A 24,318-nucleotide genomic window follows, 5' to 3' on the forward strand; every position below is an offset into this window, starting at 1 on the left:
CCTCATCCTCTTATGTCCCAAGTCAAGAGGCCAGACATGACGAATAGTTTCTCCCGGCATTGCGGGAGGGATGTGAGTTGAGATGATCGTGCAAGGGTGGAAGCAGAACCCAGAGACGTCGGTCAACAAGCTCTTATTCGCGGGTTCACGCATTTCCGTTGGTTCGTCTGGGGCTGTCCCGGTCTGAGGTCGGACGTCGATCTTGCGATCGGTCACACAGGATGATCGGGAATTCCCCTGCCGCGGCTCTGCTTCCGCCGTTGCACGAGATTTATCGCTTCGCCGGATCATGCCCCGGCGCCGGGCTCCCTGGTTAGCGTTCGGTCTGGCCGCTGGCTCCCCTTGGCAGGCCTCTTAAGCAGCGGCTGGCGCGGTGGGCATGGTGACGGCGCGAGCAACGGCCCAGATGAAGCCAGCGAGCTCGCGTGCGATCGCGACGATGGCGACGGTCTTGAGCTTGCCTTTCCTGATCAGCGTGCGATAGCGCCGGTACAGCCGGCATTGCGCCTTCCAGGCAATCTCGCGAACCGCCGGCGGGGCCGCATCGACCTTCGACTGCTTGGCTTGTCCGACCCGCGGCGGATGCTGATAGCTCCACGAGCACTCCACCAGCATGCGCCGGGCGCGCCGGTTGCCGGCTTTGGTGATCGGTCCGCGCCTGATGGTGTCGCCGGTCGAATCCTCCGAAGGCACGAGCCCGAGATAGGCCATCAGCTCGGTCGGCGTTCGGAACCGCGAGAGATCGCCGATCTCGGCCAGCAGCGTCGTGGCCGAGATCAGATCCATGCCGCGCATGGCCATCAATGCGGTGACCAGCGGCGCCAGCGACCATTCCGGAACAGCCGCGGCGATAGCCTGCTCCAACCGTTGGAGGCGCTCCTGAGCCTGGCGGATCGCCAGCATCATCTCCTCCAGCACAAGGCGCTGTTGCGGATGCTCGAGCTTCTGGCCTGCGATCCAGCTCACATGCGCCTTCGTCCAGGTCTTCCTGTTCTCCGGATAAGGCCTTCCCAGCCGCAGCAGAAAGGCCGAGACGTGCTGGCGCTTCGTGCGCAAGTCCAGCATCGCCGTCTCGCGTGCCCGCGTCAGATCGCGCATCGCCTCGTGGCGCCCATCCGGCACCCAGACCGGGGTCAGCTCGTCGGCACGCAGCAGCTTCGCCAGACTCAGCGCATCGCGCCGGTTGGTCTTCACCTTGTCGCCCCGTCGCTTTGGAATCAGCGAAGGCGCGACCACTGTGCATTCGAAGCCCAACCCCTTGATCTGCCGGTGCAGTCCGTAGCCGGTCGGCCCGGCCTCGTAGCAGAACGTCAGCCGCCTATACTTGGCGGCCAGCTTGCGCACGAGCTTCGTCGTTGCCGCCGGTGTGTTGTCAATCTCCCCAAGGAACCGGACCTCGCCACCCCGGCCGGCCTCCGCAATCGCAACCGCATTGCGCAACTTCGACGTATCGATACCGATGAAAGCCTCGCTATAATCTCCCATGACTCGCCCTCCTTGCGTGAGGCTCTGCCCGGCCTATCCGGGTAACCCTCGCATGCGCATCGAGGGTGAGTCGCCTCCGTTCCGCAAAGGGACATACGGTCTGAGGAGGCCGCAAGGCCGCGTCTCGAAGGATGGCTGCGGGCGAGAGCGGGGGCTTCATGGTTCGCCCGGCGATGCGAAGTGTCGTCCGGAGACGCCTGCTTCGCAGGCTCCTCACCATGAGGGGGTCACTTCCCGTAGCTCTCGCGCATCTTCGCCTGGATCCGGGCCATGCCCGAGATCCAGCGGTCGTAATCGTCGGTCTTCCGGCGCATGTAGCCGAGTACCTGCGGGTGCGGCAGGATCACGAAGGTCTCCTGCTCCAATCCTGCGAGCACGTCCCTGGCCACCTGCTCGGGCGAGAGGTCGCCGTCGCCGGATTGCGGCCCCTTGGGGATCGAGCGCAGCATGTTGGTGTCGACGCCCTGCGGGCAGAGGATGGAAACCCCGATGTTGTCGGCCTTGTGCGAGATCGCGAGATTTTCGGCAAAGCCGACCGCGGCGTGCTTCGTCGTCGAATAAGCGGGGCTGCCGACCTGCGAGAGCAGGCCGGCCGCGGAAATCGTGTTGAGGAAATAGCCGCCGCCGCGCGCCTTGTAGCGCGGGACGAGATGCCGCGCGGCATAGACATGGGCCATCACGTGGATGGCCCAGCTGCGCTGCCAGGGCTCGTCGGAATCCCCGCCGGCATTGACCGACAGCGGATCGAAACCGCCGCCGATGCCGGCATTGGAACAGAACAGCGCGATCGGGCCGAACTGGTGCTCGGTCTCCTCGATGACGTGGGCGACGTCCTTTTCCTTGCCGACGTCGCATTTGAAAGCGGCGCCGTTGATGCCGCCGGCGACCGCGCGCGCGGCATTGGGATCGATATCGGCAACCACCACCTTGGCGGCGCCGGCGCGATGGAAGGCCTCGCACATCGCCCGCCCGATGCCGTTACCGCCGCCGGTGACGACGACGACCTTGCCGGTGACCTGCATGGCACCCTCCCCGCTTTCTTTCGTGATTGTTTTATTATCGCCTACTTCAGAACGATGTCGAGCACTGCCGTGTAGTGGCAGGCGGCGCCGGAGAGCACGAAGCCGTGCCAAATCGCGTTCTGGAAGCGCAGCCGCTGCCAGGCGTGGAAGATCACGCCGAGGGTGTAAAACACCCCGCCCGCGACGACGAAGCCCAGCGCCAGCGCCGGCAAGGCCTTGACCACGGAATCATAGAGCATCATGCCGCTCCAGCCCATGGCGAGGTAGAGCCCGATCGACAGCCGGTCGAACCTGCCGGGAAATTTCAGCTTCAGCACGATGCCGGCGATGGCCGCGCACCACACACAGACCAGCAGCACGACGGCCAGCACGCTCTTCACCTGCACGATGAAGGGCGTGTAGGTCGCCGCGATCAGCACGTAGATCGCGGAGTGATCGAGGCGGCGCAGCACCCATTTGGCGCGCGACACCGGCCAGAGATTGTAGGTGGCGGACAGGCCGAGCATGGCGAGAAGGCCGGCGACATAGATCGCGGACACCACGATATCGAGGGCGGTGGCATAGACGCAGGCGAGCACGATCAGGACGCTGGCGGCGACCAGGCCGAAGCAGAGGCCGACGATGTGCACGACGCCGTCGGCGATCACCTCGGCGCGGTCGAAATTCCAGTGCACGGCGCCGGCCGCCGCATGGAGCGAATTCGAGGCCAGTTGCTTCAGTCGGAAAACGGTCATGTGGCGTCAGGCCTGCTCAGCTTTCCGGTTCGATAGATCATGCGGCAAATCTGGTCAACGAAGGGTTCACAGTGCGGTCGCCCCGCCCCGAAATCGTCATCATCCGCGACCCGTCTACGCCAAGGCTTCGCCGGGCTAGCGGTGTTGGGGCGCCGAAGCTTTAGCGAAGGCGGCAGGCGGACGATCCAGTATTCCACCGGCGTGCCTCATCCGAAGGCCGGTACCCCGCATTCGCGGGGTATGACGGTCTATGCTTGATTTTGGCCCGCCAATCGCCACTTTTGCTGACGGTACTTTTACGGAAATTGCCCACCTCACGCCGGGTTTCAACGCTGCCGCATGCCTCCCAGTTTCCAGGACATCCTCGAGGAGGCGCGGCTGTCGGCGCGGGCGCTGTGGGATTATGGCGACGGCCTGTTCAACCCCACGGTCCGGCTCGGCGTCACCGGACTGTCGCGCGCCGGCAAGACCGTGTTCATCACCGCGCTGATCCACGGGCTGACGCGCGGCGGCCGCTTTCCCGTGTTCGAGGCCTATGCCGGCGGACGCATCGCGCGCGCCCATCTGGAGCCGCAGCCGGACGACGCGGTGCCCCGCTTCGACTATGAGAACCACGTCAGCACGCTGGTTGCCGACCGGCGCTGGCCGAGCTCGACCACCGATATCAGCGAGCTCCGGCTCGTCATCGACTATCAGCGGCAGAACGGCGCGGACCGCAGCCTCACCCTCGACATCGTCGACTATCCCGGCGAGTGGCTGCTCGACCTGCCGCTGCTGAACAAGAGTTTCGAGCAGTGGTCGGCGGAGAGCCTGGCCTTGTCGCGGGAGGGGCCGCGCAAAAAGCTCGCCGCGCCCTGGCACGAATATCTGGCGACGCTCTCCGCCGAAGGCCGCGCCGACGAGCAGGCGGCGCTGACATCGGCGCGGCTGTTCACCGATTACTTGCGCGCCTGCCGCGACGAGCGCTTTGCCATGAGCCTGCTGCCGCCCGGCCGCTTCCTGATGCCCGGCAATCTCGCCAACTCGCCGGCGTTGACCTTCGCGCCGCTCGACGTGGCGATCGACGGCAGCGCGCCGGAGGGATCGCTGTGGGCGATGATGGTGCGGCGCTACGAAGCCTACAAGGACGCGGTGGTGCGGCCGTTCTTCCGCGAACATTTCGCACGGCTCGACCGCCAGATCGTGCTGGTCGACGCGCTCGCCGCGTTCAATTCCGGCCCCGAGGCGCTGCACGATCTGGAAGCCGCGCTCGCCGGCATCCTGGATTGCTTCCGCATCGGCCGCTCCGGCTTCTTCTCCAACCTGTTCCGGCCGCGCATCGACCGCATCCTGTTTGCCGCGACCAAGGCCGATCATCTGCATCACACCAGCCACGACCGGCTGGAGGCGATCCTGCACCGCATCGTGGCGCGCGCGGCCGAGCGCGCCGAACACGAAGAAGCTGCCATCGACGTGGTGGCGCTGGCGGCGGTGCGCGCGACGCGCGAGGCGACGGTGCAGCGCGGCCGCGACAAGCTGCCGTCGCTGCTGGGCACGCCCGCGGCCGGCGAAAGCGCCAACGGCGAGTTGTTCGACGGCGCAACGGAAGTTGCGACCTTTCCCGGCGACCTGCCGGCCGATCCCGAAAGCCTGTTCAAGGGCGACGGCTTCCGCGGGCTTGCCAGCACGGCGTCGGAGACGGCGGATTTCCGCTTCCTGCGCTTCCGCCCGCCGCTTCTGGAACGCGAGGGCGACGCCGAGCCCGCGCTGCCTCACATCCGCCTCGACCGCGCCCTCCAGTTCCTGATCGGAGACCGACTGCAATGAGCGAGAAAACGCGCAAGCCCGCGACCTTCAAGCTCGGCGACGCCAACGTGGTCGTGGTGGACGCGGAGGAGCCCGCCCCCCTCGCCCGCGGCACGGTGCGCGTCACGCCCGAGGCGGAGCCTGAGCTGCTGCCGGTGCCGCTCGAGACGCGACCGGTTGCCGTGCGCCGCCGCTTCGGCTGGGGCACGCTGTTCTGGAGCGCCACCGCCGGTCTCGTCGTGCTTGGCGCCGGTCTCGGCGTCGCCAGGCTGATCGAGGATCTCTTTGCGCTCAACCAGAGCCTCGGCTGGCTCGGCCTCGGCTTTGCCGCGGCCGCGGGGCTGGCGCTCGCCGTCGTAACGGGGCGCGAGGTGTTCGGGCTGATGCGCCTTGCGGCCATCGAGAAGCTGCATGCGTGCGCCGCCGCCGTGCTCGCCAGCGACGACCGCGCCGAGAGCCGCGCCATCGTCGGCGACCTGCTCAAGCTGGCGCATCAAAATCCGCGCCTGGCGCGTGCCCGCGCGGCGCTGACCGAGCATTCCGGCGACATCATCGACGGCGCCGACATGATCCGGCTGGCCGAGCGCGAGTTGATGACCCCGCTCGACCAGGAAGCCCGCCGTATCGTTTCGGTCGCAGCGCAGCGCGTTTCCGTCGTCACGGCAGTCAGCCCGCGCGCGCTGTTCGACGTGCTGTTCGTATTCGTCGCCGCGCTGAAGATGATCCGGCAGCTGGCGCGGCTCTATGGCGGCCGGCCCGGCGCGCTCGGCATGATCAGCCTGCTCCGCCACGTCATCGCGCATCTCGCCATCACCGGCGGCATGGCCGCGGGCAACACCTTGTTGCAGCAGATGCTCGGCCATGGCATCGCGGCCAAGCTGTCGCAGCGGCTTGGCGAAGGCGTGCTGAACGGGCTCTTGACCGCGCGGCTCGGATTGGCCGCGATCGACGTGACGCGCCCGCTGCCGTTCACCGCGCTGCCGCGGCCGGCGTTGAGCGATCTCGCCGGCGACCTGCTGCGCAAGCGGGACCAGGAGGCGTGAAGCATCCCGGCCTTCATGGTTCGAGACGCACGGCGTCGCCGTGCTCCTCACCATGAGGGTTCAGCAGCTTGCACTGGTCTGAGACCTCATCCTGAGGAGCGCGCTCTTGCGCGCGTCTCGAAGGATGAAAGCCGCTATGACAGCCGCGACCGGTCTAGCCAAGCCAGCACGCGCCATCGGAAGAAGAGAGAGTCCGGCGGCGGCGCAAGCTCCGGCGTCCACGCTTCCAGCTTTTCCAGCGCGTAGGTGTCCATCACCATGCCGCGCCAGCTTCGCTCGACGCGTTCGAGCGGCGTGCGCGATGCCGTGGTCTCGTTCCACAGCGGCGATCCGTTGTCCGGCTCGCGCGCGACATAGAGGCCGGCACGGCCCCTGATCCGGTCCATGCCCGGATCGGCAAAACCCTGGAAGCGGCCGCGCTCGTTGAGCTGGATCACCGGGACCTCCCCGTTGAAGTGCCAGCGCAGCATCGCATAGGTGCGATAATCCGTGGTGGCGATCCAGCTCGCGCCGGTTCGCTGCAACTGGTCGCGCGCGCGGACCACGACCTGCTCGTAGCCGGCCTCGCCGCCGACCGGATCGGTGCGACCGATGAAATTCCAGGGCGCTGCGACGTAGTAGAGGAATACGCCGACGACGAAGGCGATGCCGGCGACGATGGCGGTGCGGATCCAGCCGAAGGTGGAATTCACGATCCACTCCGGAAATCCCTCGCGCGGCAGCATCGTGGCGTTGATGGCGGTGGCGGCAAAGCCCGCCGGCCACAGGAACATTGGCCAGGTGTCGCCGACGCGCAATGTCAGCGACTTCCAGAAGAAATAGCCGAACGGCACGATCACGGCGGTCGAGAGCAGGATCGCGACCGGCTCGCGACGGCGATAGCCGCGCCAGGCCGTCAGCGCTACGCCCGATATCACCACCGGCAGCAGCACGAAGCCGACGAGGCCGAGTTGCAGGCCGACGAACTCGCCGATGGTGCGCAGCGACAAAGGATGCGTCGCCACCGCGCGCACGAACTGGAAGCGGAAGGAGGCCCAGTCGTGCTGGTAGTTCCAGATCAGCACCGGCGAGAACACGATCGCCGCAATCAGCACCGCTGCCCAGGGATAGGGGCTGCGCAGCCAGCGCCAGCGCCAGTCCGGCACAAGCATGAATGCCGCGACCGCCGGCAGCAGCATGATGGCGGTGAATTTCGCGAGCAGCGCAAGCCCCGCAAACAGCCCCCCCGCGAGCCACCAGCGCCCGTCGCCGCTCTCGTTGAGCCGCACCAGCGACCACAGCATGGCGACCGCAAACGGGATCAGCGCCGTGTCCGGCGCGACCTTGGCCATCAAGAGCCCGTAATAGAGCGCCGCCTCTGGCAACAACAGTGCGAACACGATGGCGCGAAAGTCGTGCGTGACGCGGCGGACGATGTCGGCGAGCAGAAGCTGCGTCGCCAGCATCGCCAGGATACCGGCGAAGCGCACGCCGAGCGTGGTATCGCCGAAGATCGCGGTGCCGAAGCGGATGAACCAGGCGATCATGGGTGGATGGTCGAGGAACGACAGCGCGCCCTCCTTCGACCAGGTCCAGTAATAGGCCTCGTCCGTGCGCAGATCGAGCACACCGGCATAGACGATCCGCATCGCGGTCATCGCGGCGATGACGAGGGCGACGCCGAACCAGGGCCGCCAGGCAGGGCGTTGCGCGTGCATGTGCGATGGATCGGGCGGGGTCGTCGTCACGGCGCTTTCTCCTCGACTCCTCAGGGGGTGTCAAGGCGCCGCGCCCGCTTCAGAAGCTTTGCACCGGGGCTTCAATATCGGCGAAATAGTCCCTAAGATTTACGCATGGTTGGCCAGGCCGCATCGTCATCGGAGCAGATCAGGGAGCTTGCGCGGGGCATCGGGCTGCGGCAGGTGCGGCTCGTCAGCGGCAGCATCCTGTTCACCTATCTGGTCAGCCATTTTCTCAACCATGGCCTCGGCAACATCTCGCTGGAGGCGATGGCGGACGGGGTGCGGTGGCACACCGCCTTCTGGCAGTTCCTCCCCGTCTCGATCGTGTTCTACACAGCCTGCATCGTGCACACGGGCCTCGGCCTCTGGGCGCTGTACGAACGCCGGCAGTTCCGCTGGAAGACGCTGGAGCTGTTGCAGCTCGCGCTCGGCCTGAGCATCCCGGTGTTGGTGATCACCCATGTGCTCGGCGTGCGGCTCGCCTACACGCTTAACGGTCGCGAGCTCCTCTATCCGCAGGTGCTGTTCTCCTATTTCGTCGCCTTTCCCGCCTGGCGGATCTGGAGCCTGGTGGCCGCCATCCTGGCCGCGTGGACCCATGGCTGCATCGGCCTGCACATGTGGCTGCGCATGAAGCCGTTCTACAAGCGCGCCGCGCCGCTGCTGTTTGCCGCGGCCGTCCTGCTGCCCGCCTTCGCCATGCTCGGCATCTACCAGGGTGGGCGGATCGTCGTCGACAACGACGGCATCGAATGGCGGGCCGAGAACCTGTCCCCGGACAAGATCGGGACACGGCAGGAGAAGGAAACGAGCGACCGCGCGGTCGACTATTCGCTGATGCTATATCTCGGACTCATCGCGCTGGCGCTGCTGGCGCGCGGCGCGCGCGCCCTGCACGAGCGGCGCGGCGGCATGATCAACCTCTCCTATGGCAACGGCCGCACGGTGCGGGTGCCCAAGGGCTTGACCGTGCTGGAGGCCAGCCTGCGCAACAGCGTGCCGCATGCCTCGGTCTGCGGCGGCCGCGCCCGCTGCTCGACCTGCCGCATCCGCATCATCGGCGATTGCAGCGCCCTGCCGGCGCCGTCGCAGCGCGAAGCGTTCGTGCTGCACCGGGTCGGCACCGACGATCCTTCCATCCGTCTGGCCTGCCAGCTGAAGCCCACTGCCGATCTTTCCTTCTTCCAGCTGTTCCTGCCGCACACGGTCTCGGCCGACGGCCACGCCGGCAGTCCGGCGCGGATCGGCCAGGAGCGCTATCTCGTCAGCATGTTCGTGGACATGCGCGGCTCGACGAAGATGGCGGAGAAGCGGCTGCCGTTCGATACGGTCTTCATCGTCAACCGTTTCCTCGGCGCCGTGTCGGCGGCGGTGCTCGACGCCGGCGGCCGGCCGAACCAGTTCGTCGGCGACGGCATGCTGGCGCTGTTCGGCCTCTCAGTGAGCCGGCGCCAGGCCTGCCGGCAGGCGCTGCGTGCGGCGGCAATGATCGCGGCCAATGTCGAGGAGCTCAACAAGTTTCTCAGCCACGACCTGCACGAGCCGATCCGCTTCGGCATCGGCATCCACGGCGGCGAGGTGATCGTCGGCGACATCGGCTATCGCGATCACATGGTGTTCACCGCGCTCGGCGATCCCGTCAATGTCGCCGCCCGCCTGCAGGACATGACCAAGGCGCTCGCCTGCGAGGTCGTGATCTCCGACGAGGTGCGCGAAACCGCCGGGCTCGAAGCCGACACGCTGCCGGAGCAGGAAGCTGCGATCCGCGGCCGCAACGAGCCGATGATTGTGCGCTCCATCACAGACGCGCGGACATTGGCTACTTTGGTCGTCGACGTCGACGTTGCCGCAGCCTGACGTTAACCAGGCGCGCCGCCGCGCCTGAATGTTCGTTCAGCAAGTTAAGCGAACTGTAATGCGCCTTCCTCGAACCGCGCTCTCCCGGCATGCGACCGATCAGCAAGGGGTGAATTGAAACCCGCGCTACCGCGCATTCCAAAGGAGCAAGACATGTTTCGCAAAGTGACCCTCGCCCTCGTTGCCGCCGCCTCGCTCGGCGTCATGGCGCTGTCCCCGACCGCTGCTTCCGCCTCGCCGATGATCTGGCCGAAGCCGCACCACCACCATCTCCACTGGTACCCCGGCTACGGCGTCGGTTTCTTTGCCGGCGGCTATGGCTGCTACCAGAAGCGCATGGTGCTGACGCCGTTCGGCTACCGCTGGCGTACCGTCAACGTCTGCGTCTACTGATTAGACGGCTGTTCTCTGCCCCGGCCGTCGTCCCGGCCGGGGTCTTTCCATGTCGCTCTGAGGCCGCCGGACGTCCGACCGCTGTCCCGTCGGCCACCGCCTGCGGCGCTCGCGCGCCTTTTCCCGCTTGCGGAGGCGGGATTGCTGCGAATTCGCCAAAAGTTGGAACTCAAATTGCCGCAAATTCCGCGAAAACTCGACTTTGTACGGCAATAAGGGGCGATTTTGCCGAAAGGCGCGACGCTGTTTGCGCTACCAACCCGGCAATAACCCGCGTATCCTGTGCCTTGCGAGCCTGCCGGTGAGTGCGGGGACCGGGGGTTCGCTTTATTTTGTCGATTCCGCGGAGACGACGTGAATGCCTAAAGGTACGGTGAAGTGGTTCAATCCAACCAAGGGCTATGGATTCATCCAGCCCGCTACGGGCGGCAAGGACATTTTTGTTCACATTTCGGCAGTGCAGAAGGCCGGGCTGACCACTCTCAACGAGGGGCAGACGGTGGAGTACGAAGAGGTCGCCAATCGCGGCAAGACCTCGGCCGAGAACCTGAAGGTCTAGGCGGTTTCAACGCGGCACGGCGAACCCTGCGGCTCGCCGTTTCCAGCCCATTGCCACCAAAGCAAGCGCGACCGGGGAATCTTTTTTCCGGCCGCTAATCCTCTGTCACCCACTTCGCCACGGTCATGACGTCGGGCGGCTGCAGATAGCCGCGTGTCCAGAGATCGACGACCCACTCGACCTTTGTGGCGCGATCGACCAGCACGGCAGTGTTGTGCGGGGTCTGCAGCACCAGCGCGTTGCCGCGATACTTCGGATCGCCCACGCCGTGGAATTTCAACAGCCCCCATTGCTGCATCACCAATAGCAGGCTCGTGGTGTTGCGGGTGGTGTCCCAGCAATCGTAATTATGCGCGTCGTCGCGATGGCGGAAATCCGCCTTCGCAACGCGCCTGCTGGTGCCAAGGATCGGTCCCATCTTGCGATCGAACCAGACCACGGCTTTCTGAACGGCCGCCCGCTCCGCAGCCGCACTGGCGCGGCCGGCACTCATGATCGCCGTGAGCGCGGCGCGATCGCCGGCGGTGAAATCAAGGACATGGCGGCGGCGGCAGACGAAGCCGTAGCAGACCGTCATCTGGGTTGCCGATGGCGGATAGATCGAGACACTGGTGTAGAGGTCGGCGACCCCCCGGCTCATCTCGATCGGCCCGGCCAGACCAGGTGCTGCGGGCACACTCGCCAGCATCGCCAGCCCAGCCATGAGCCGAAGCCAGCGCACGCGCTTCAATTGCATGGTGTCTCTCATGGCCGCGACTGCCCCCATCGAGAACCTGGGGCAGGATTAACGCAACCGCCCGCACCTGCCAACGCGGAACCCTCGCGAGCGGGGCTTTTTCCGCCGTCGCGTTTTTTCGATCACACCAGAAGCGCCCACGTTACCGGCCATGCTGCGCCGCGTCCGATTTCATTTGTCCGGGCTGCATCGTCGCCATCATGCCCATGTGCGGCGCGAGCAGCTCATCGGCCGCCTTCTTCTGATCGTCGGACAGGGCAGCCATCAGGTACACCAGCGGAGACTTGATCGCGCGGGCGCCTTCGAGCCGCGCGGCGAGCCACTTTTCCTGCAAGGCAAAGCGCTCGACCAGGCCCTGTTGGGCCGCGCCATTCGCGATCGCTGCACGCACTTCGCCGAGGCTCCTGGCGTTCGCGCGCAACGCATCGGCAAATGCATTCCAGGCCGCGCTCTGAGCGTCGGTGATCTTGAGCTCGGCGCGCAGGAACGCGATGCGCCCCTCGACCCGGTCGATGGTGGCCATCCCCATGCCGCCATCCGAAGCTGCACCGCCGCCCCCGTGCCGCATCATTCCCATCATGTCCATCATGGGCATCTTGCCGCCCATATGGTTCATCATGCCTCCGCCTTTCATCATCCCCATCTTGGGCGAACCGACCTGTCCTTGGACCTGTCCTTGGACCTGGCCTTGGGGTGAGGTCGGCTGCTGGGTCGCGGGCGCGTCCTTGTGGGTCTGATGGTCATGTTCGGCCGACTGCGCGAATGACGGGGAACTTGCGGTTGCCAGAAGCAACGCCGCCAATGCCAAATGTTTCATGGAAGCCTCCTCGATCGAGATCCGATGAGATTGCCGGTTCGCCGCCCAGGGCGCTTGAGGCAAATCAACGGTAGCCGATCGAGATCGCCGACTGCCGATGCGTCCCGCCAATTCGACATGGCAAGCCGGGCATCTTTTGGGGAATCGCGAGGATCTTGCGGTATATCTCGAGAGGCACACGAGGAAACGCCATGCCGTCCGATTCATCCCCGCTTCCGCCCTTCAGCGCGCCCTATGCGCCCGACGACGTCGCTATCGCGGAGAAACTGCTCGGCCTGCCGAAGCTCACCCCGGCGCAGGACGCACGAATCGACCGGGAGGCGCGGCGGCTGATCGAGACGATCCGCGCCAATGACGATCCGCTCGGCGGCGTCGAGGACATGCTGCGCGAGTTCGCGCTGTCGACCAAAGAAGGCCTCGCGCTGATGGTGCTGGCCGAAGCGCTGTTGCGCGTGCCGGATGCGCGCACCGCCGACCAGTTCATCGAGGACAGACTGGCGCAAGGCGATTTCGTCCATCACGAGACGAAGTCGAGCGCGTTCCTGGTCAACGCCTCGGCCTGGGCACTCGGCATATCCGCCCGGGTGATCCAGCCCGGCGAGACGCCGCAAGGCACGATCGGCCGCCTGACCAAGCGGCTCGGTGCGCCCGCGGTGCGTGCGGCGACGCGGCAGGCAATGCGGCTGATGGGCAGCCATTTCGTGCTCGGCGAGACCATCGAGGCGGCGCTGGAGCGGGCGCGGCCGCATACCGAACGCCCGTCGCGCTATTCCTTCGACATGCTCGGCGAAGGCGCGCGCACCGCCGAAGACGCCAGGCGCTATTTCGATGCCTATGCCTATGCGATCGAGGCGATCGGCCGCGCGGCCGGCACAAACCCGCTGCCCGACCGGCCCGGCATTTCGGTAAAGCTCTCGGCGCTGCATCCGCGCTTCGAGGCGGTGTCGCGTGCGCGGGTGATGAGCGAGCTGGTGCCGCTGCTGGTGGACCTCGCCCGCCGCGCCCAGGCGTTCGATCTCAATCTCACCGTCGATGCCGAGGAGGCCGACCGGCTGGAGCTGTCGCTCGACGTGATCGCGGCCGCCTTTGCCGACCCTTCGCTCACGGGGTGGAACGGCTTCGGGCTGGCGATCCAGGCCTATCAAAAGCGCGCCAGCGACGTGATCGATTACGTCAATGAACTCGCGCATCGACGCGACCGGCGCATGATGCTGCGGCTGGTCAAGGGCGCCTATTGGGACACCGAGATCAAGCGCGCGCAGGAGCGCGGGCTCGACGGCTATCCGGTATTCACCCGCAAGGCGATGACGGACCTGAACTACGTCGCCTGCGCGCGAAAGCTGCTCTCCTTGCGACCGCGCATCTTCCCGCAATTTGCCACCCACAACGCGCTGACGGTGGCGACCATCCTGGAGCTTGCCGGAGACAGCGGCGGCTACGAGTTTCAGCGGCTGCACGGCATGGGCGAGGCTTTGTATGCGCAGCTCAGCCGGGAGCGTCCGGAGATCGCGCATCGGACCTACGCGCCGGTCGGCAGCCACCGCGACCTGCTCGCCTATCTGGTGCGGCGGCTGCTGGAGAATGGCGCGAACTCGTCCTTTGTCGCGCTGGCGGCCGACAATACCGTGCCGATCGACAGGCTGTTGCAAAGGCCGGCCGACATCATCGGCACGGCAAACCGGGCCTGCCATCCCGACATTCCGCTGCCGGCGGACCTCTATGCCGTCAGGCAAAACTCCGGTGGCATCGAGTTCGGCGAGCGCGCGGCGCTGGACAAGCTCGTCGCCGACATTGCCGCCGCCCGCGCGCCCGCGAGCGAGAGCACCGATATGGCGAGCCCCGCGCCGGCTGAAGCTGCAGTTGCCGCGGCCGGCGCGGGATTTCGCGGCTGGAGCCTCACCCCTGCCGCGCAGCGCGCGGCAATGCTGGAGCGCGCCGCCGACCTCCTCGAGCGCCGCAGGGCGCGCTTCATCGCGCTGCTGCAATCCGAAGGCGGCAAGACGCTCGACGATTCCGTCTCCGAGGTGCGCGAGGCCATCGACTTCTGCCGCTACTATGCGATGCAGGGACGCAGGCTGTTCGGCGAGGGCGAGGCGATGCCGGGCCCGACCGGCGAGAGCAATGTGCTGCGCCTGCGCGGCCGCGGCGCATTCGTCGCGATCTCGCCCTGGAATTTTCCGCTGGCGATCTTCCTCGGCCAGGTGACGGCGGCGCTGATGGCGGGCAATTCCGTGGTGGCGAAGCCCGCGGAGCAGACGCCGCTGGTCGCGGCCGAAGCGGTGAAGCTGCTGCACGAGGCCGGCGTGCCGGCCTCCGCGCTGCATCTGGTGCAGGGCGACGGCAAGGTCGGCGCGGCGCTGGTCGCCCATCCCGCCATTGCCGGCGTCGTCTTCACGGGCTCGACGGAGGTGGCGCGCGCCATCAACCGCACGCTGGCGGCCAAGGACGGACCGATCGTGCCGCTGATTGCAGAGACCGGCGGCATCAACGCCATGATCGTCGATGCGACAGCGTTGCCCGAGCAGGTGGCCGACGACGTCATCACTTCCGCGTTTCGCTCGGCCGGCCAGCGCTGCTCGGCGCTGCGGTTGCTGTTCGTGCAGGACGACGTTGCCGATCGCATGATCGAGATGATCGAGGGCGCCGCCCGCGAATTGAAGCTCGGCGATCCCGCCGATCCCGCGACCCATGTCGGGCCGGTGATCGATGCGGAGGCCAGGGAGAAGCTGCAAGCGCATATCGCGCGGATGAAGCGCGAGGCGCGCGTCCATTTTGCGGGCGAGGCCCCCGCGGGTAACTTCGTCGCGCCGCACATCTTCGAGCTGCGCGAGGCCGGCCAGCTGACGGAAGAAGTGTTCGGGCCAATCCTGCATGTGGTGCGCTTTCGCGCCGAAGCGCTCGCGGGCGCGCTGCGCGCGATCGAGCGCAGCGGCTACGCCCTGACGCTCGGCATCCATTCGCGCATCGACGACACCGTCGACGACATCGTGGCGCGGTTGCAGGCCGGCAATGTCTACGTCAACCGCAACATGATCGGCGCGGTGGTCGGCGTGCAGCCGTTCGGCGGCTTCGGCCTCTCCGGCACCGGACCTAAGGCCGGCGGCCCGCATTACCTGACGCGCTTTGCCACCGAACAGACGGTGACCGTCAATACCGCGGCGGCCGGCGGCAATGCCGCGCTATTGTCGGGCGGGGAGTAGTCTCGCGTGGCGCATCGCCCCATGACTCCCGCGGCGTTGCATCGCCTCCCCAAGATGGTTCAAATGGCTGCCGAAACAGGGCTGCGCCGGTATTTCGGCTGGTGGCAGACCAACAAGCGCTAGGGAGCGATCATGGAAGAAATGGGCATTTTCGACGGGCTGAAGGTGCTGGACTGCGCGAGCTTCATCGCCGCGCCCGCCGCCGCCACCGTGCTGTCGGATTTCGGCGCCGACGTGATCAAGATCGAGCCGCCGGGCCAGGGCGATCCCTACCGCAACCTTCCGAACCTGCCGGGCTATCCCCACAGCGAGCACAATTTCGCGTGGCTGCTGGAGGCGCGCAACAAGAAGAGCATCGCGCTCGACCTCTCCAGGCCCGAAGGTCAGGCGGTGCTGCACAAGCTCGCCGCGGAAGCCGACGTCTTCATCACCAACATGCCGCCGCAGGTTCGCCAGAAGCTCGGCATCACCTACGAGCATCTGGCGCCGACCAACGAGCGGCTGATCTATGCCTCCTTCACCGGCTATGGCGAGAAGGGCGAGGAAGCCAACAAGCCCGGCTTCGACAGCAACGCCTATTGGGCGCGCTCCGGCCTGATGGACCTCGTGCGCGCCGACGAGCATACGACACCGGCGCGCTCGGTCGCCGGCATGGGCGACCATCCCTGCGCCATGGCCTTATACGGCGCGATCGTCACCGCGCTCTACAAGCGCGAGCGCACCGGCAAGGGCTCGCACGTCGCCTCCAACCTGATGGCCAACGGCGTTTGGGCCGCCTCCGTGCTGGCGCAGGCCAAGCTGGTCGGCGCAAAATTCCAGCCGCGGCGGCCGCGCGAACATGCGCTCAACGCCGTGACCAATCACTACCAGTGCCAGGACGGCCGCTGGCTGATCCTGTCGCTGCTCAACGAGGACCGGCAGTGGCCCACGCTGGCGAAGTGCATGGGCCGCGAAGACCTGGTGAGCGATCCGCGCTTTGCGACCAAGATGGACCGCCACGCCCGCTCGCTGGAGCTGGTGAAGATCTTCGACGAGGTGTTCGCGACCAAACCGCTCGCCGAATGGCGCAGGATCCTCGACGGCAACGGCCTTGTGTTCGGCGTGGTCGGCATCCTCGACGACATCCCCGATGACAAGCAGATGATCGAAAACGAGGTGCTGGTGCCGTTCGAGAACGATACCATGCTGACCATCAGCAGCCCGATCTGGGTCGACGGAGCCAAGAAGGTGCAGCCGCGCAAGCCGCCTGATCTCGGCGAGCACAGCGACGAGATCCTGCGCAACGCCGGCTATGACGAGGCCGCGATCAGGAAACTGCGCGCATCGGGCGCCGTGGCGTGACCTGATGTCCGGCAAATAGCGCCGTCATGGCCGGGCTTGTCCCGGCCATCCACGCCTTCCTTTTGGCGGCAACAAAGACGTGGATGCCCGGGTCAAGCCCGGGCATGACGGAGGAGAGAGACGGGGCTCAAGAAAAGAGAACATCCATGCCGAAGTACCGGCTGCACTACTTTCCCGAATCCGGCAACAGCTACAAGCTCGCGCTGATGCTCACGCTATGCGGCGAGAGCTTCGAGGGGGTGTGGACCGATTTCGGAGGCGGCGTCACGCGCAGCGCGGAATGGCGGCGCGACGTCAATCCGATGGGCGAGATTCCCGTGCTGGAGATCGACGGCCGGCGCTTGACGCAGACCGCGCCGATCCTGCTCAAGCTCTCTGCGCAATATGGCCGCTTCGGCGGCGAGACGGAGGACGAGAAGTTCGAACTGCTGCGCTGGCTGTTCTGGGACAACCACAAGCTCACCGGCTACATGGCGACCTATCGCTTCATGCGCACATTCACCTCTTCCCCGGACGAGCAGGTGCTGAAGCACTTTCGCCGCCGGCTCGACGATTTCCTCTCGATTCTCGAACAGCATCTGAAGGCGGACGCATTCGCCATCGGCGCGCGGCCGACGGTCGCCGACATTTCCATGATGGCTTATCTGCACTATCCCGCCGACGAGCACGGCTATCATTTTGCCGCCAGCCATCCCGCCATTGCAGCCTGGCTCGGCCGCATGGCGCAGCTGCCCGGATGGAAGTCCGCCTACGACCTGCTGCCGGGGAAGCGGCTGACGCACTACGCGAAGTAGGTCCTCAGCGGTGCGTCCAGGCCCAGACAATTCCGGCGACGATCGCGGCGATGACGAAGGTAATGAAGATCGCCCAGCCGCTGACGCGGATGGCGGTGACGGCCTTACGACGCTGCTCGTTCTGCGCGATTTGTCGGTTGCGCGCCCTCTCCTCGGATTCGTCGGGAGTGCTCATCGGCTGGATCCCTCTGTCGTGGCTCGCCGGAATTTACCACCAAACGACGGCGCGGGGTCAAAGATGCGTGCCTATCGCGCCTTCACGAAGCACATGCCCATGCGCGACGTCGGGTCCGCGGTCTGGCAGGCGAGCCCTTTCGCGCAGGTCCAGGATCGAAAGCTGAGGTCATTGCGGGCGCTTGTGCGCATGAGCCGGTAGCAATGCGCGCCCCAGCCGTCGCTATATTCGGTGCCGGCAAGCTCCTTTGCCCCGCGCAATTGCGGCCGGCTGGCAAATCCCCTGGAATAGTCCGGCTGCCTGCCGTCCCGCAGCGCGGCCAGGATGTCGCGGCGGCGCTCCTGATCGCCGAAGAAATGCGGCGAGGCCGGCACCACGGCGGCGTTGGACGGCTTGGCCGCCATCCAGTCGACGCCCGGGAAATGAAAGCCGCCGATGCCGCGGGTCTGGTGGCAGCCGGAGCAGGTGATGTCGTTGAGCCGACGTTTGAAGCCGCCGAAGGAGCGGATGTTCTGCAAGGACGTTCCGTCACTCGCCGCCTTCTTCAGCGCACCGACGACGTCGCGCTCGTTGAATACCGCTTTGCTCCCCTCGCCTTCGCTGAGACCGAATTCCGGCAGCAGAATCGACGGCACGAAACCGACCGGCGTCGCGGTGATGGCGGCCTTGGCCAGGAATTTCTCCGGGATCAGGATCGTGCCGCGATCGAGCTCGGCAAAGTGCGAGGGCTGGAGCAGCCATGCCCTGAACTCGCGCGCAAGATCGGCATCGGCGAGCAGACGCTCGCGGTCGATCTGGTTTTCCAACGGCGTTTCGTTGAAGGCGCGAGCCTGCTCGTCGTAGCGGAACACCTTCAGGAGATAGTCGGTGCGGAAGTCGCGCCTTGCCGCCTTCGGCGCATGCGCGAGCTGCAGATTGATCTCGATGCGGTCGATGTTGCGGGGCGAAACGAGATCGAGCGGGCCGTCCTTGAGCTGCAGTTTCGCCGCGAGATCCCGCCCCGTCAGCGTCAGATCCGACGTCGCGAGCCAGCGCTGCGCAACCACCGCGCAAGTGATCGGCTGGCCGTCGCGATCGACCGCAGGATCGCCGGCGGCGCGCAGGATCACGTTCAGCGTGACCGGCAGCCGCGCCGGCGTCTCGCCGCTCGCAGCCACATCCGTGCGAGTCAGGCGGTATATCAGCCGGATTTCGCCGCAACCGCTTTCCGACACATAGGCGCGGTCCAAGCGGTTGACGATGCCAGCGAGGACGAAACGCGTGTCGGCGGACGTGAGGAGCGCGCGATCGAACAGGCGGAAGTCGAAGGCATCGCCGACGCCGATGGTCTCGGCGGGCTGCTCCGCGGCATGCCTTGCGACGTAGCGATCGAATTCCGCATCGAGCGCGGATTTGACCGGCGCCATCGCCGGATGGCCGAACAGCTCGGCGCTATCCAGGGGCCGCGCCTCGGCGCGCGGCGGATCGAGGATGCGGCCGAGGCCGAAGCGGCCACGGTCGAGCTCGCGGAGCGCCAGCGGATCGGTGACCGCGGTTCCGCGTTCCAATGGCTTGTCCGGTGCCGCGCGGGCCGACGGAACACCGGCGAGCAGGCAAAGCAGGACAACGGAGGACCGCAGCGCGAAACTCATGCCCCACTAACACCGTGCCCAAAGGCCTATTCAAGCAAAAAGGCGCCTCACATCGCGGTGAGGCGCCTTGCGTTTTCGTAAAGCCGCCCGTCAGCGCGAGACGATCAGGCCCTTGCTGGTGACCACTACCCAGCGGCCGTCCTGCTTGCGGATGGCATCGACGCGGCCGAGGCCGGGAACGGGATCGCCGGCGTACACCTCGTAGAGGCCACGGCGGCGGTTCTCGATCAGCGCGCTGCCTCTGCCGACGTCGCGCAGCACCCAGCCTTCCACTGTCGGCAGGCGGCCGACTTCGACCTTGGCAGCAGCCGCCGGCGCCGGCGGCGCTACCGATCCCGTGACGTCCTTCGGCACCGCCGAAGCTGCCGGCACCGCAGCCACGGGCGCCGGCGCGGCGGCAGCGGGAGCGGCGGCCGCAGCCTGCGCGGAGCGCAGCTTGCCGACCTCGTCGGAAAGCCGCGCGAGCTTCGCTGCGGGTTCGATCTGCGCCTTCTCGACCTTGTCGAGGCGGTCGCTGGTCTTGTTGAACTGGCTCACGCCAAGCCTGGCGTTCTGCTCGACGCCGGCTTTCAGCGCGAGGATATCGGCATCGATACGGGCAATGGCAGCCTCCAGTCCGACATTGCGTCCTGCGGCGGCCTCCGTGGCATTGCCCTGACCAGAACCGGACGTGGCGAGCGCGCCGCCAACTGCGCCGGCAATGGCTGCGAGCGCTACGACCGCCGCCATCGCCCCGACGCGGCGCCTGGGAGCCGCCGCAATTGCCGGCCCGGCATCGCCGCCCCACATCCGCTCGCCCGGCGACATGATCATGACATTGCCAGACGGACGCGACGCTTCCGCCTTCCCGGTCTTCACTTCGGGTTTGGGTGCTTCCGCCATTGGCGCGTCGACGTTCGGCGCATCCGGCCTCGGCGCGGTCAATTCCTGGTCCGGGGCAATCGTCGGGGATTCCGTCATGACCGGCTCAATCCTGGCGTCGGATGCGGCACCCGCAGAACCCATCTCAGCGCTGGTCGGCTCGCTCTGTCGTTCGCTCACGGTAAGATTCTCCAGAATTCGTTGACCATTTGGTAACTTTCATTCCTTGCCAATTCCTTACCGGGGATCGGTGTTACCTAAATTTAAGGAACCCATCCGGGGCGGATTTGGGCCGGCAAGATGGGCGGACGGTGGCGGCCCAGCCCATGCTGCTTTGCGGCAAGGCCTTGTCCTGCCTCGTTTGCACGGGGGCATTTCGGGACTAACATCCCATCCGGGGCGACCGGACAAACTCGCGAGGGCTGGCATGGCGATCGAGCGATGCATCGACGAATATGACGTCGGCCACGTCATTTTCGAGGAAGGCTCCAACGGACGCGAGCTGTACGTCGTCCTCGACGGACAGGTCGAGATCGCCAAGGTGAACGGCGCCGCCAAAACCGCGATCGTCACCCTCGGCAAGGGCGAGTTCTTCGGCGAGATGGCGGTCATCGACGGCTCGTCGCGCTCGGCCACCGCGATCGCGGCCGCGCCTCATACCCGCGTGATGCGGATCAATCACGCGCGTTTCGTCTATCTCGTCAGCCAGCAGCCGGCCTTTGCGCTGATGATCATGGACGCGCTGTCCAAGCGGCTGCGCGCTTCCAACGATCGCACCTTCAAGGCAGCATCAAGTCAATGAGCGACCGACAAACCAACGTCCAGTCCATAAGCGAACGCAGGCCAAGCCCGTTCAAGACGCTGCTCGACGGCGAGGCCGCAACGCTGATTCAGGCCGCCGATGACGTCTACCAGGTCCGTTTCAAGAACCGCGCCGCCAATGCGTATCTCGTGCGCGGAAGCAGGCGCACGATCCTGATCGATGTCGGACTGTCGACCAACTACGCGCACCTCGTTTCCTGTCTGGGCCATGTCGGCGTCACGCCGGACGAGATCGACATGGTGGTGCTGAGCCACGAGCATCTCGACCATATCGGCGCGGCGTATCACTTCCACGGCCGCAGCTACATCGCCGCGCATCGTCTCGCCGCCAACAAGATCATGCTGCGCGACGATTTTTCGATGCTGCGAAAGATGTTCAACGAGCCGAACGTGCCGATCGACATCGACATCTGGCTCGAGGAAGGCAATCTGATCGACCTCGGCAATTTCCGCCTCGTCGTGATGTACACGCCGGGCCATACCTCCGCCTGCATTACCCTGTTCGACCAGGACAAGGGCCTGCTGTTCGCCTCCGACACGCTGATGCCCGGCGGCGTGATGGGCGGCGTATTCGGCTCGGGCTCGATCGCCGACTACATCCAGTCGCTGGAGCGGATCAAGGGACTTAATTCGAAGATCCTGCTCTCCGGCCACGGCCGGCTCTCCGACACGCCGCAGGAGGACGTGCGGATCGCGATCCAGCGCTCGCATGGCCTCCTGGAGGACACCGCGCAACTGTTCGACGCGCTGGACGCGCGAGCGAACTTCGACCCGATCATGCAATCGGTGCGCGACCTCAACAAGCTCGGCGACTAGCCGCTGCGACGTTTGACAAATGCGGCGGCCGGCTGTTCAAAGGCGGGCACAACAAGCCTGCAACAACAGAACTGGGAGAGAAATGAAGCTGTACGACTCGATCGGGCCCAATCCGCACATCGTCCGCATGTTCATGACGGAGAAAGGCATCGAGATACCGAAGCAGACGGTGGACCTGCGCAAGGGCGAGAACCGCGAGGCCGAGCATCTCAAGCGCAACCCGCACGGGCAGATGCCGACGCTGGAGCTCGACGACGGCAGCTATCTCTCGGAGATCACCGCGATCTGCGAATATCTGGAAGAGAAGAAGCCATCCCCGCCGCTGATCGGCTCGACGGCGGAGGAGCGCGCCGAATGCCGGATGTGGACGCGCCGCGTCGATCTCAATATCTGCGAGCCGCTCGCCAACGGCTTCCGTTACGGCGAGGGGCTGAAGATGTTCGAGAAGCGGATTCCGGTGGCGCCGGAGGCTTCGCCGGGCCTGAAGATGGTGGCGCAGAACCGCCTGAAGTGGCTCGACGGCCAGATGGCCGACGGCCGCGAGTATGTCTGCGGCGAGCGCTTCACGCTCGCCGACATCCACCTTTGGGGCTGGCTCAATTTCGGCAGCCAGGTTGGCCAGCCGCTCGACCGCAGCAACGCGCGTATCGCCGTATGGTTCGACCACATCGCGCAGCGGCCGTCGACGAAGGCGTAGAGCTCGGCTCTCATGGTTCGAGACGCGCGGCCTTGCCGCGCTCCTCACCATGAGGGTTTAGCATCGCGTGCTGAATAAAGACCTCATCCTGGGGAGCGCGCCCTTTTTGGGCGCGTCTCGAAGGATGAAAGCCCGTCTGCTGCCACGCACACGCTAAGCGCCGCGCTTCTTCCCCCTGGCAAACTGCCTCGTCAAAAACTCCGCCAGCACCTCGACCCTTGCCGGCCGCGGGCCGCCGGGCGGCGTCACCAGATGCACCGCGCCTTCGGGCTGCTTCCAGCCTTTCAGGATCACCTCGACTTCGCCGGAGCGCACCGCGTCGCCGACGATGAATTCCGGCAGGTCGGCGATGCCGAGACCGGCGAGCAGCGCCGGCAAGACGGCCTCGCCATTGTTGACGCGGAGTTGCCCGGCAGGGCGCACGCTCGCCTGCTCGCCGGCCGCATTGGTGTAGTGCCAGACGCCGGGCGTCGACAGATAGGCGTAGCCGAAGCACTTGTGGTCGGCGAGATGCATGGGATGAGTCGGCCGGCCGTGGCGCTTGAGGTAGGACGGCGCCGCCACCGTGTAGCGTGGCATGCCGCAGAGCCTTCGCGCAATCAGCGAGGAATCCGGCAGCCGCGCGATGCGCAGGCCCGCATCGAAACCCTCGCCGATCAGGTCGACCGTGGCGTCGCTCAAATGCAGGTCGATCGACACTTCCGGATACTGCGCGAGAAATTCCGGCAATAGCGGCGCCACGGTCTTGATGCCGAAGCTCATGGGCGCCGCGAGCCGCACCAGGCCGCGCGGGGTTGCCGATTGCGCCAGCGCCTCGTTCTCCGCCGCCTCGCCGTCGGCGAGCAGCCGCGCCGCGCGCTCGGCGAGCTTTTGCCCGGCGTCGGTCAGCGCCAGCCGCCGCGAGGTGCGGTTGAACAGGCGCGCCCCCAACCTCTCCTCCAGCCGGCTCACCGCCTTCGACACCGTGGCCTTGGACAGCGCCAGTTCGCCGGAAGCCGCCGCGAAGGAGCGCAATTCCACCACCTTGGCGAAGATCGCCAGCGCCTCGAAGTCCGGAAGCCGTGCCATTTGGCTATCCTCAATAATGGAAACAATGAGTTTCGATAGTTTCTATTTCTATACCACGATCGGATGCATATCCAGGTGCCATGCAAACGCCGGGCGGGCGCCCGGCCTCAAATCGAGTGTGAGGAATATCCAATGATCGAACTGAAACCCTTCGCAAAGCTCGGCGGCGCCGATCACGGCTGGCTGAAAGCGAAGCATCACTTCTCCTTCGCCAGCTATTACGACCCCGCAAACATGGGCCACGGTAGCTTACGGGTCTGGAACGACGACGAGATCGCACCGAACACCGGCTTTCCCGCCCACCCCCATGCCAACATGGAGATAATCACTTATGTGCGCAAAGGCGCCATCACGCATCAGGACAGCCTCGGCAACAGGGGCCGCACCGAAGCCGGCGACGTGCAGGTGATGAGCGCGGGCAGCGGCATCCGCCATTCGGAGTACAATCTGGAGCCGGGCAAGACGACGATCTTCCAGATCTGGATCGAGCCCCACACGCATGGCGGCCAGCCGACCTGGGGCGCCAAGCCGTTCCCGAAAGCGGATCGCGCCAACGGCAAGCTCGTCACCATCGCGAGCGGCATTGCCGGCGACCAGGACGCGCTGCCGATCCGGGCCGATGCGAGGGTGCTCGCCACCACGCTGAAGGCCGGAGAGAGCGCGGAATATACGGCGCAGAAGGCGCGCCATCTCTACCTCGTGCCGGCGGTCGGCAGCGTCGAGGTGAACGGCGTGCGGGTCAATGCCCGCGATGGCGCGGC

22 protein-coding genes are annotated in these 24,318 nt (G+C 66.1%); 12 read left to right on the plus strand and 10 right to left on the minus strand.

The genetic code is table 11. The annotated features are described in order from the left end of the window. Positions 1 to 354: 354 nt before the first annotated feature. The 3 genes from ACT4OC_RS26495 to trhA form a co-directional block, all read right to left on the minus strand. The gene (locus ACT4OC_RS26495) at positions 355 to 1,485 is read right to left on the minus strand and encodes an IS110 family transposase (protein WP_444842003.1); all 1,131 of its coding nucleotides are present in this window, start codon (positions 1,483 to 1,485) and stop codon (positions 355 to 357) included. Positions 1,486 to 1,712: 227 nt separating this feature from the next. Beyond that, positions 1,713 to 2,507, minus strand: coding sequence for an SDR family oxidoreductase (locus ACT4OC_RS26500; protein WP_444842004.1), 795 nt, complete (start codon positions 2,505 to 2,507; stop codon positions 1,713 to 1,715). Positions 2,508 to 2,548: 41 nt separating this feature from the next. After that, entirely contained in the window at positions 2,549 to 3,241 is a 693-nt protein-coding gene (trhA, locus tag ACT4OC_RS26505; RefSeq protein WP_444842005.1) for a PAQR family membrane homeostasis protein TrhA, read from the minus strand. 339 nt (positions 3,242 to 3,580) lie between these two features. Here trhA and ACT4OC_RS26510 point away from each other — a divergent pair, with 339 nt between their 5' ends. Continuing rightward, complete coding sequence (locus ACT4OC_RS26510; protein WP_444842006.1) at positions 3,581 to 5,047, plus strand: YcjX family protein; 1,467 nt, start codon at positions 3,581 to 3,583, stop codon at positions 5,045 to 5,047. Beyond that, positions 5,044 to 6,069, plus strand: a complete 1,026-nt coding sequence (locus tag ACT4OC_RS26515; RefSeq protein WP_444842007.1) for a YcjF family protein — start codon at positions 5,044 to 5,046, stop codon at positions 6,067 to 6,069. The genes ACT4OC_RS26510 and ACT4OC_RS26515 overlap by 4 nt, the downstream gene beginning before the upstream one ends. Before the next feature lie 134 nt (positions 6,070 to 6,203). Here ACT4OC_RS26515 and ACT4OC_RS26520 read toward each other — a convergent pair whose 3' ends face one another. Next, complete coding sequence (locus ACT4OC_RS26520) at positions 6,204 to 7,766, minus strand: glycosyltransferase family 39 protein (protein WP_444842024.1); 1,563 nt, start codon at positions 7,764 to 7,766, stop codon at positions 6,204 to 6,206. A gap of 135 nt (positions 7,767 to 7,901) precedes the next feature. Between ACT4OC_RS26520 and ACT4OC_RS26525 the strand changes: the two genes are divergently transcribed. From ACT4OC_RS26525 to ACT4OC_RS26535, 3 genes are all read left to right on the plus strand, one after another. Continuing rightward, complete coding sequence (locus tag ACT4OC_RS26525; protein WP_444842008.1) at positions 7,902 to 9,647, plus strand: adenylate/guanylate cyclase domain-containing protein; 1,746 nt, start codon at positions 7,902 to 7,904, stop codon at positions 9,645 to 9,647. A gap of 153 nt (positions 9,648 to 9,800) precedes the next feature. After that, positions 9,801 to 10,040, plus strand: a complete 240-nt coding sequence (locus ACT4OC_RS26530) for a hypothetical protein (protein WP_444842009.1) — start codon at positions 9,801 to 9,803, stop codon at positions 10,038 to 10,040. A 358-nt stretch (positions 10,041 to 10,398) separates the two neighbouring features. After that, positions 10,399 to 10,599 (plus strand): cold-shock protein, encoded by a 201-nt coding sequence (locus tag ACT4OC_RS26535; protein WP_444842010.1) that lies wholly within the window; start codon positions 10,399 to 10,401, stop codon positions 10,597 to 10,599. A 94-nt stretch (positions 10,600 to 10,693) separates the two neighbouring features. On the opposite strand, the gene ACT4OC_RS26540 is transcribed toward ACT4OC_RS26535, so the two are convergent. After that, a complete protein-coding gene (locus ACT4OC_RS26540) occupies positions 10,694 to 11,335 on the minus strand; it encodes a hypothetical protein (RefSeq protein ID WP_444842011.1) in 642 nt (213 codons plus the stop codon). 142 nt (positions 11,336 to 11,477) lie between these two features. After that, positions 11,478 to 12,137 carry a Spy/CpxP family protein refolding chaperone gene (locus ACT4OC_RS26545; protein WP_444842012.1) on the minus strand — a complete coding sequence of 220 codons (660 nt, stop codon included), beginning with the start codon at positions 12,135 to 12,137 and terminating at the stop codon, positions 11,478 to 11,480. Positions 12,138 to 12,343: 206 nt separating this feature from the next. Here ACT4OC_RS26545 and putA point away from each other — a divergent pair, with 206 nt between their 5' ends. The 3 genes from putA (at position 12,344) to ACT4OC_RS26560 (ending at position 17,487) form a co-directional block, all read left to right on the plus strand. Then, on the plus strand, positions 12,344 to 15,352 hold the full coding sequence (putA, locus tag ACT4OC_RS26550; protein ID WP_444842013.1) for a bifunctional proline dehydrogenase/L-glutamate gamma-semialdehyde dehydrogenase PutA: 3,009 nt from the start codon (positions 12,344 to 12,346) through the stop codon (positions 15,350 to 15,352). 132 nt (positions 15,353 to 15,484) lie between these two features. Continuing rightward, positions 15,485 to 16,693 (plus strand): CaiB/BaiF CoA transferase family protein, encoded by a 1,209-nt coding sequence (locus ACT4OC_RS26555; RefSeq protein WP_444842014.1) that lies wholly within the window; start codon positions 15,485 to 15,487, stop codon positions 16,691 to 16,693. A 146-nt stretch (positions 16,694 to 16,839) separates the two neighbouring features. Beyond that, the gene (locus ACT4OC_RS26560; protein WP_444842015.1) at positions 16,840 to 17,487 is read left to right on the plus strand and encodes a glutathione S-transferase family protein; all 648 of its coding nucleotides are present in this window, start codon (positions 16,840 to 16,842) and stop codon (positions 17,485 to 17,487) included. 4 nt (positions 17,488 to 17,491) lie between these two features. Here ACT4OC_RS26560 and ACT4OC_RS26565 read toward each other — a convergent pair whose 3' ends face one another. The 3 genes from ACT4OC_RS26565 to ACT4OC_RS26575 form a co-directional block, all read right to left on the minus strand. Continuing rightward, positions 17,492 to 17,662 carry a hypothetical protein gene (locus tag ACT4OC_RS26565; RefSeq protein ID WP_444842016.1) on the minus strand — a complete coding sequence of 57 codons (171 nt, stop codon included), beginning with the start codon at positions 17,660 to 17,662 and terminating at the stop codon, positions 17,492 to 17,494. Between the two features lie 71 nt (positions 17,663 to 17,733). Next, positions 17,734 to 19,293 carry a hypothetical protein gene (locus ACT4OC_RS26570; protein WP_444842017.1) on the minus strand — a complete coding sequence of 520 codons (1,560 nt, stop codon included), beginning with the start codon at positions 19,291 to 19,293 and terminating at the stop codon, positions 17,734 to 17,736. 90 nt (positions 19,294 to 19,383) lie between these two features. Further along, positions 19,384 to 20,334 carry a hypothetical protein gene (locus ACT4OC_RS26575; RefSeq protein WP_444842018.1) on the minus strand — a complete coding sequence of 317 codons (951 nt, stop codon included), beginning with the start codon at positions 20,332 to 20,334 and terminating at the stop codon, positions 19,384 to 19,386. A 247-nt stretch (positions 20,335 to 20,581) separates the two neighbouring features. Here ACT4OC_RS26575 and ACT4OC_RS26580 point away from each other — a divergent pair, with 247 nt between their 5' ends. The 3 genes from ACT4OC_RS26580 (at position 20,582) to ACT4OC_RS26590 (ending at position 22,489) form a co-directional block, all read left to right on the plus strand. Continuing rightward, a complete protein-coding gene (locus ACT4OC_RS26580; RefSeq protein ID WP_444842019.1) occupies positions 20,582 to 20,956 on the plus strand; it encodes a Crp/Fnr family transcriptional regulator in 375 nt (124 codons plus the stop codon). Beyond that, positions 20,953 to 21,792, plus strand: a complete 840-nt coding sequence (locus ACT4OC_RS26585) for an MBL fold metallo-hydrolase (protein ID WP_444842020.1) — start codon at positions 20,953 to 20,955, stop codon at positions 21,790 to 21,792. The genes ACT4OC_RS26580 and ACT4OC_RS26585 overlap by 4 nt, the downstream gene beginning before the upstream one ends. Positions 21,793 to 21,874: 82 nt before the next feature. Then, complete coding sequence (locus tag ACT4OC_RS26590; protein ID WP_444842021.1) at positions 21,875 to 22,489, plus strand: glutathione S-transferase family protein; 615 nt, start codon at positions 21,875 to 21,877, stop codon at positions 22,487 to 22,489. Between the two features lie 153 nt (positions 22,490 to 22,642). Here ACT4OC_RS26590 and ACT4OC_RS26595 read toward each other — a convergent pair whose 3' ends face one another. After that, positions 22,643 to 23,557, minus strand: a complete 915-nt coding sequence (locus ACT4OC_RS26595) for a LysR family transcriptional regulator (protein WP_444842022.1) — start codon at positions 23,555 to 23,557, stop codon at positions 22,643 to 22,645. A gap of 132 nt (positions 23,558 to 23,689) precedes the next feature. On the opposite strand from ACT4OC_RS26595, the gene ACT4OC_RS26600 reads away from it, so the two are divergent. Continuing rightward, on the plus strand, positions 23,690 to 24,318 hold a 629-nt coding region (locus ACT4OC_RS26600), incomplete at its 3' end, for a pirin family protein (protein WP_444842023.1).

Source organism: Bradyrhizobium sp., assembly GCF_052389815.1.
Lineage (GTDB): Bacteria > Pseudomonadota > Alphaproteobacteria > Rhizobiales > Xanthobacteraceae > Bradyrhizobium.

Excerpts from the sequence above, each read along its gene's own strand:
- ACT4OC_RS26495 (WP_444842003.1), bottom strand. The coding sequence starts at position 1,485 with ATGGGAGATTATAGCGAGGCTTTCATCGGTATCGATACGTCGAAGTTG.
- ACT4OC_RS26500 (WP_444842004.1), bottom strand. The coding sequence starts at position 2,507 with ATGCAGGTCACCGGCAAGGTCGTCGTCGTCACCGGCGGCGGTAACGGC.
- trhA (WP_444842005.1), bottom strand. The coding sequence starts at position 3,241 with ATGACCGTTTTCCGACTGAAGCAACTGGCCTCGAATTCGCTCCATGCG.
- ACT4OC_RS26510 (WP_444842006.1), top strand. The coding sequence starts at position 3,581 with ATGCCTCCCAGTTTCCAGGACATCCTCGAGGAGGCGCGGCTGTCGGCG.
- ACT4OC_RS26515 (WP_444842007.1), top strand. The coding sequence starts at position 5,044 with ATGAGCGAGAAAACGCGCAAGCCCGCGACCTTCAAGCTCGGCGACGCC.
- ACT4OC_RS26520 (WP_444842024.1), bottom strand. The coding sequence starts at position 7,766 with ATGCACGCGCAACGCCCTGCCTGGCGGCCCTGGTTCGGCGTCGCCCTC.
- ACT4OC_RS26525 (WP_444842008.1), top strand. The coding sequence starts at position 7,902 with ATGGTTGGCCAGGCCGCATCGTCATCGGAGCAGATCAGGGAGCTTGCG.
- ACT4OC_RS26530 (WP_444842009.1), top strand. The coding sequence starts at position 9,801 with ATGTTTCGCAAAGTGACCCTCGCCCTCGTTGCCGCCGCCTCGCTCGGC.
- ACT4OC_RS26535 (WP_444842010.1), top strand. The coding sequence starts at position 10,399 with ATGCCTAAAGGTACGGTGAAGTGGTTCAATCCAACCAAGGGCTATGGA.
- ACT4OC_RS26540 (WP_444842011.1), bottom strand. The coding sequence starts at position 11,335 with ATGCAATTGAAGCGCGTGCGCTGGCTTCGGCTCATGGCTGGGCTGGCG.
- putA (WP_444842013.1), top strand. The coding sequence starts at position 12,344 with ATGCCGTCCGATTCATCCCCGCTTCCGCCCTTCAGCGCGCCCTATGCG.
- ACT4OC_RS26555 (WP_444842014.1), top strand. The coding sequence starts at position 15,485 with ATGGAAGAAATGGGCATTTTCGACGGGCTGAAGGTGCTGGACTGCGCG.
- ACT4OC_RS26560 (WP_444842015.1), top strand. The coding sequence starts at position 16,840 with ATGCCGAAGTACCGGCTGCACTACTTTCCCGAATCCGGCAACAGCTAC.
- ACT4OC_RS26565 (WP_444842016.1), bottom strand. The coding sequence starts at position 17,662 with ATGAGCACTCCCGACGAATCCGAGGAGAGGGCGCGCAACCGACAAATC.
- ACT4OC_RS26570 (WP_444842017.1), bottom strand. The coding sequence starts at position 19,293 with ATGAGTTTCGCGCTGCGGTCCTCCGTTGTCCTGCTTTGCCTGCTCGCC.
- ACT4OC_RS26580 (WP_444842019.1), top strand. The coding sequence starts at position 20,582 with ATGGCGATCGAGCGATGCATCGACGAATATGACGTCGGCCACGTCATT.
- ACT4OC_RS26585 (WP_444842020.1), top strand. The coding sequence starts at position 20,953 with ATGAGCGACCGACAAACCAACGTCCAGTCCATAAGCGAACGCAGGCCA.
- ACT4OC_RS26590 (WP_444842021.1), top strand. The coding sequence starts at position 21,875 with ATGAAGCTGTACGACTCGATCGGGCCCAATCCGCACATCGTCCGCATG.
- ACT4OC_RS26595 (WP_444842022.1), bottom strand. The coding sequence starts at position 23,557 with ATGGCACGGCTTCCGGACTTCGAGGCGCTGGCGATCTTCGCCAAGGTG.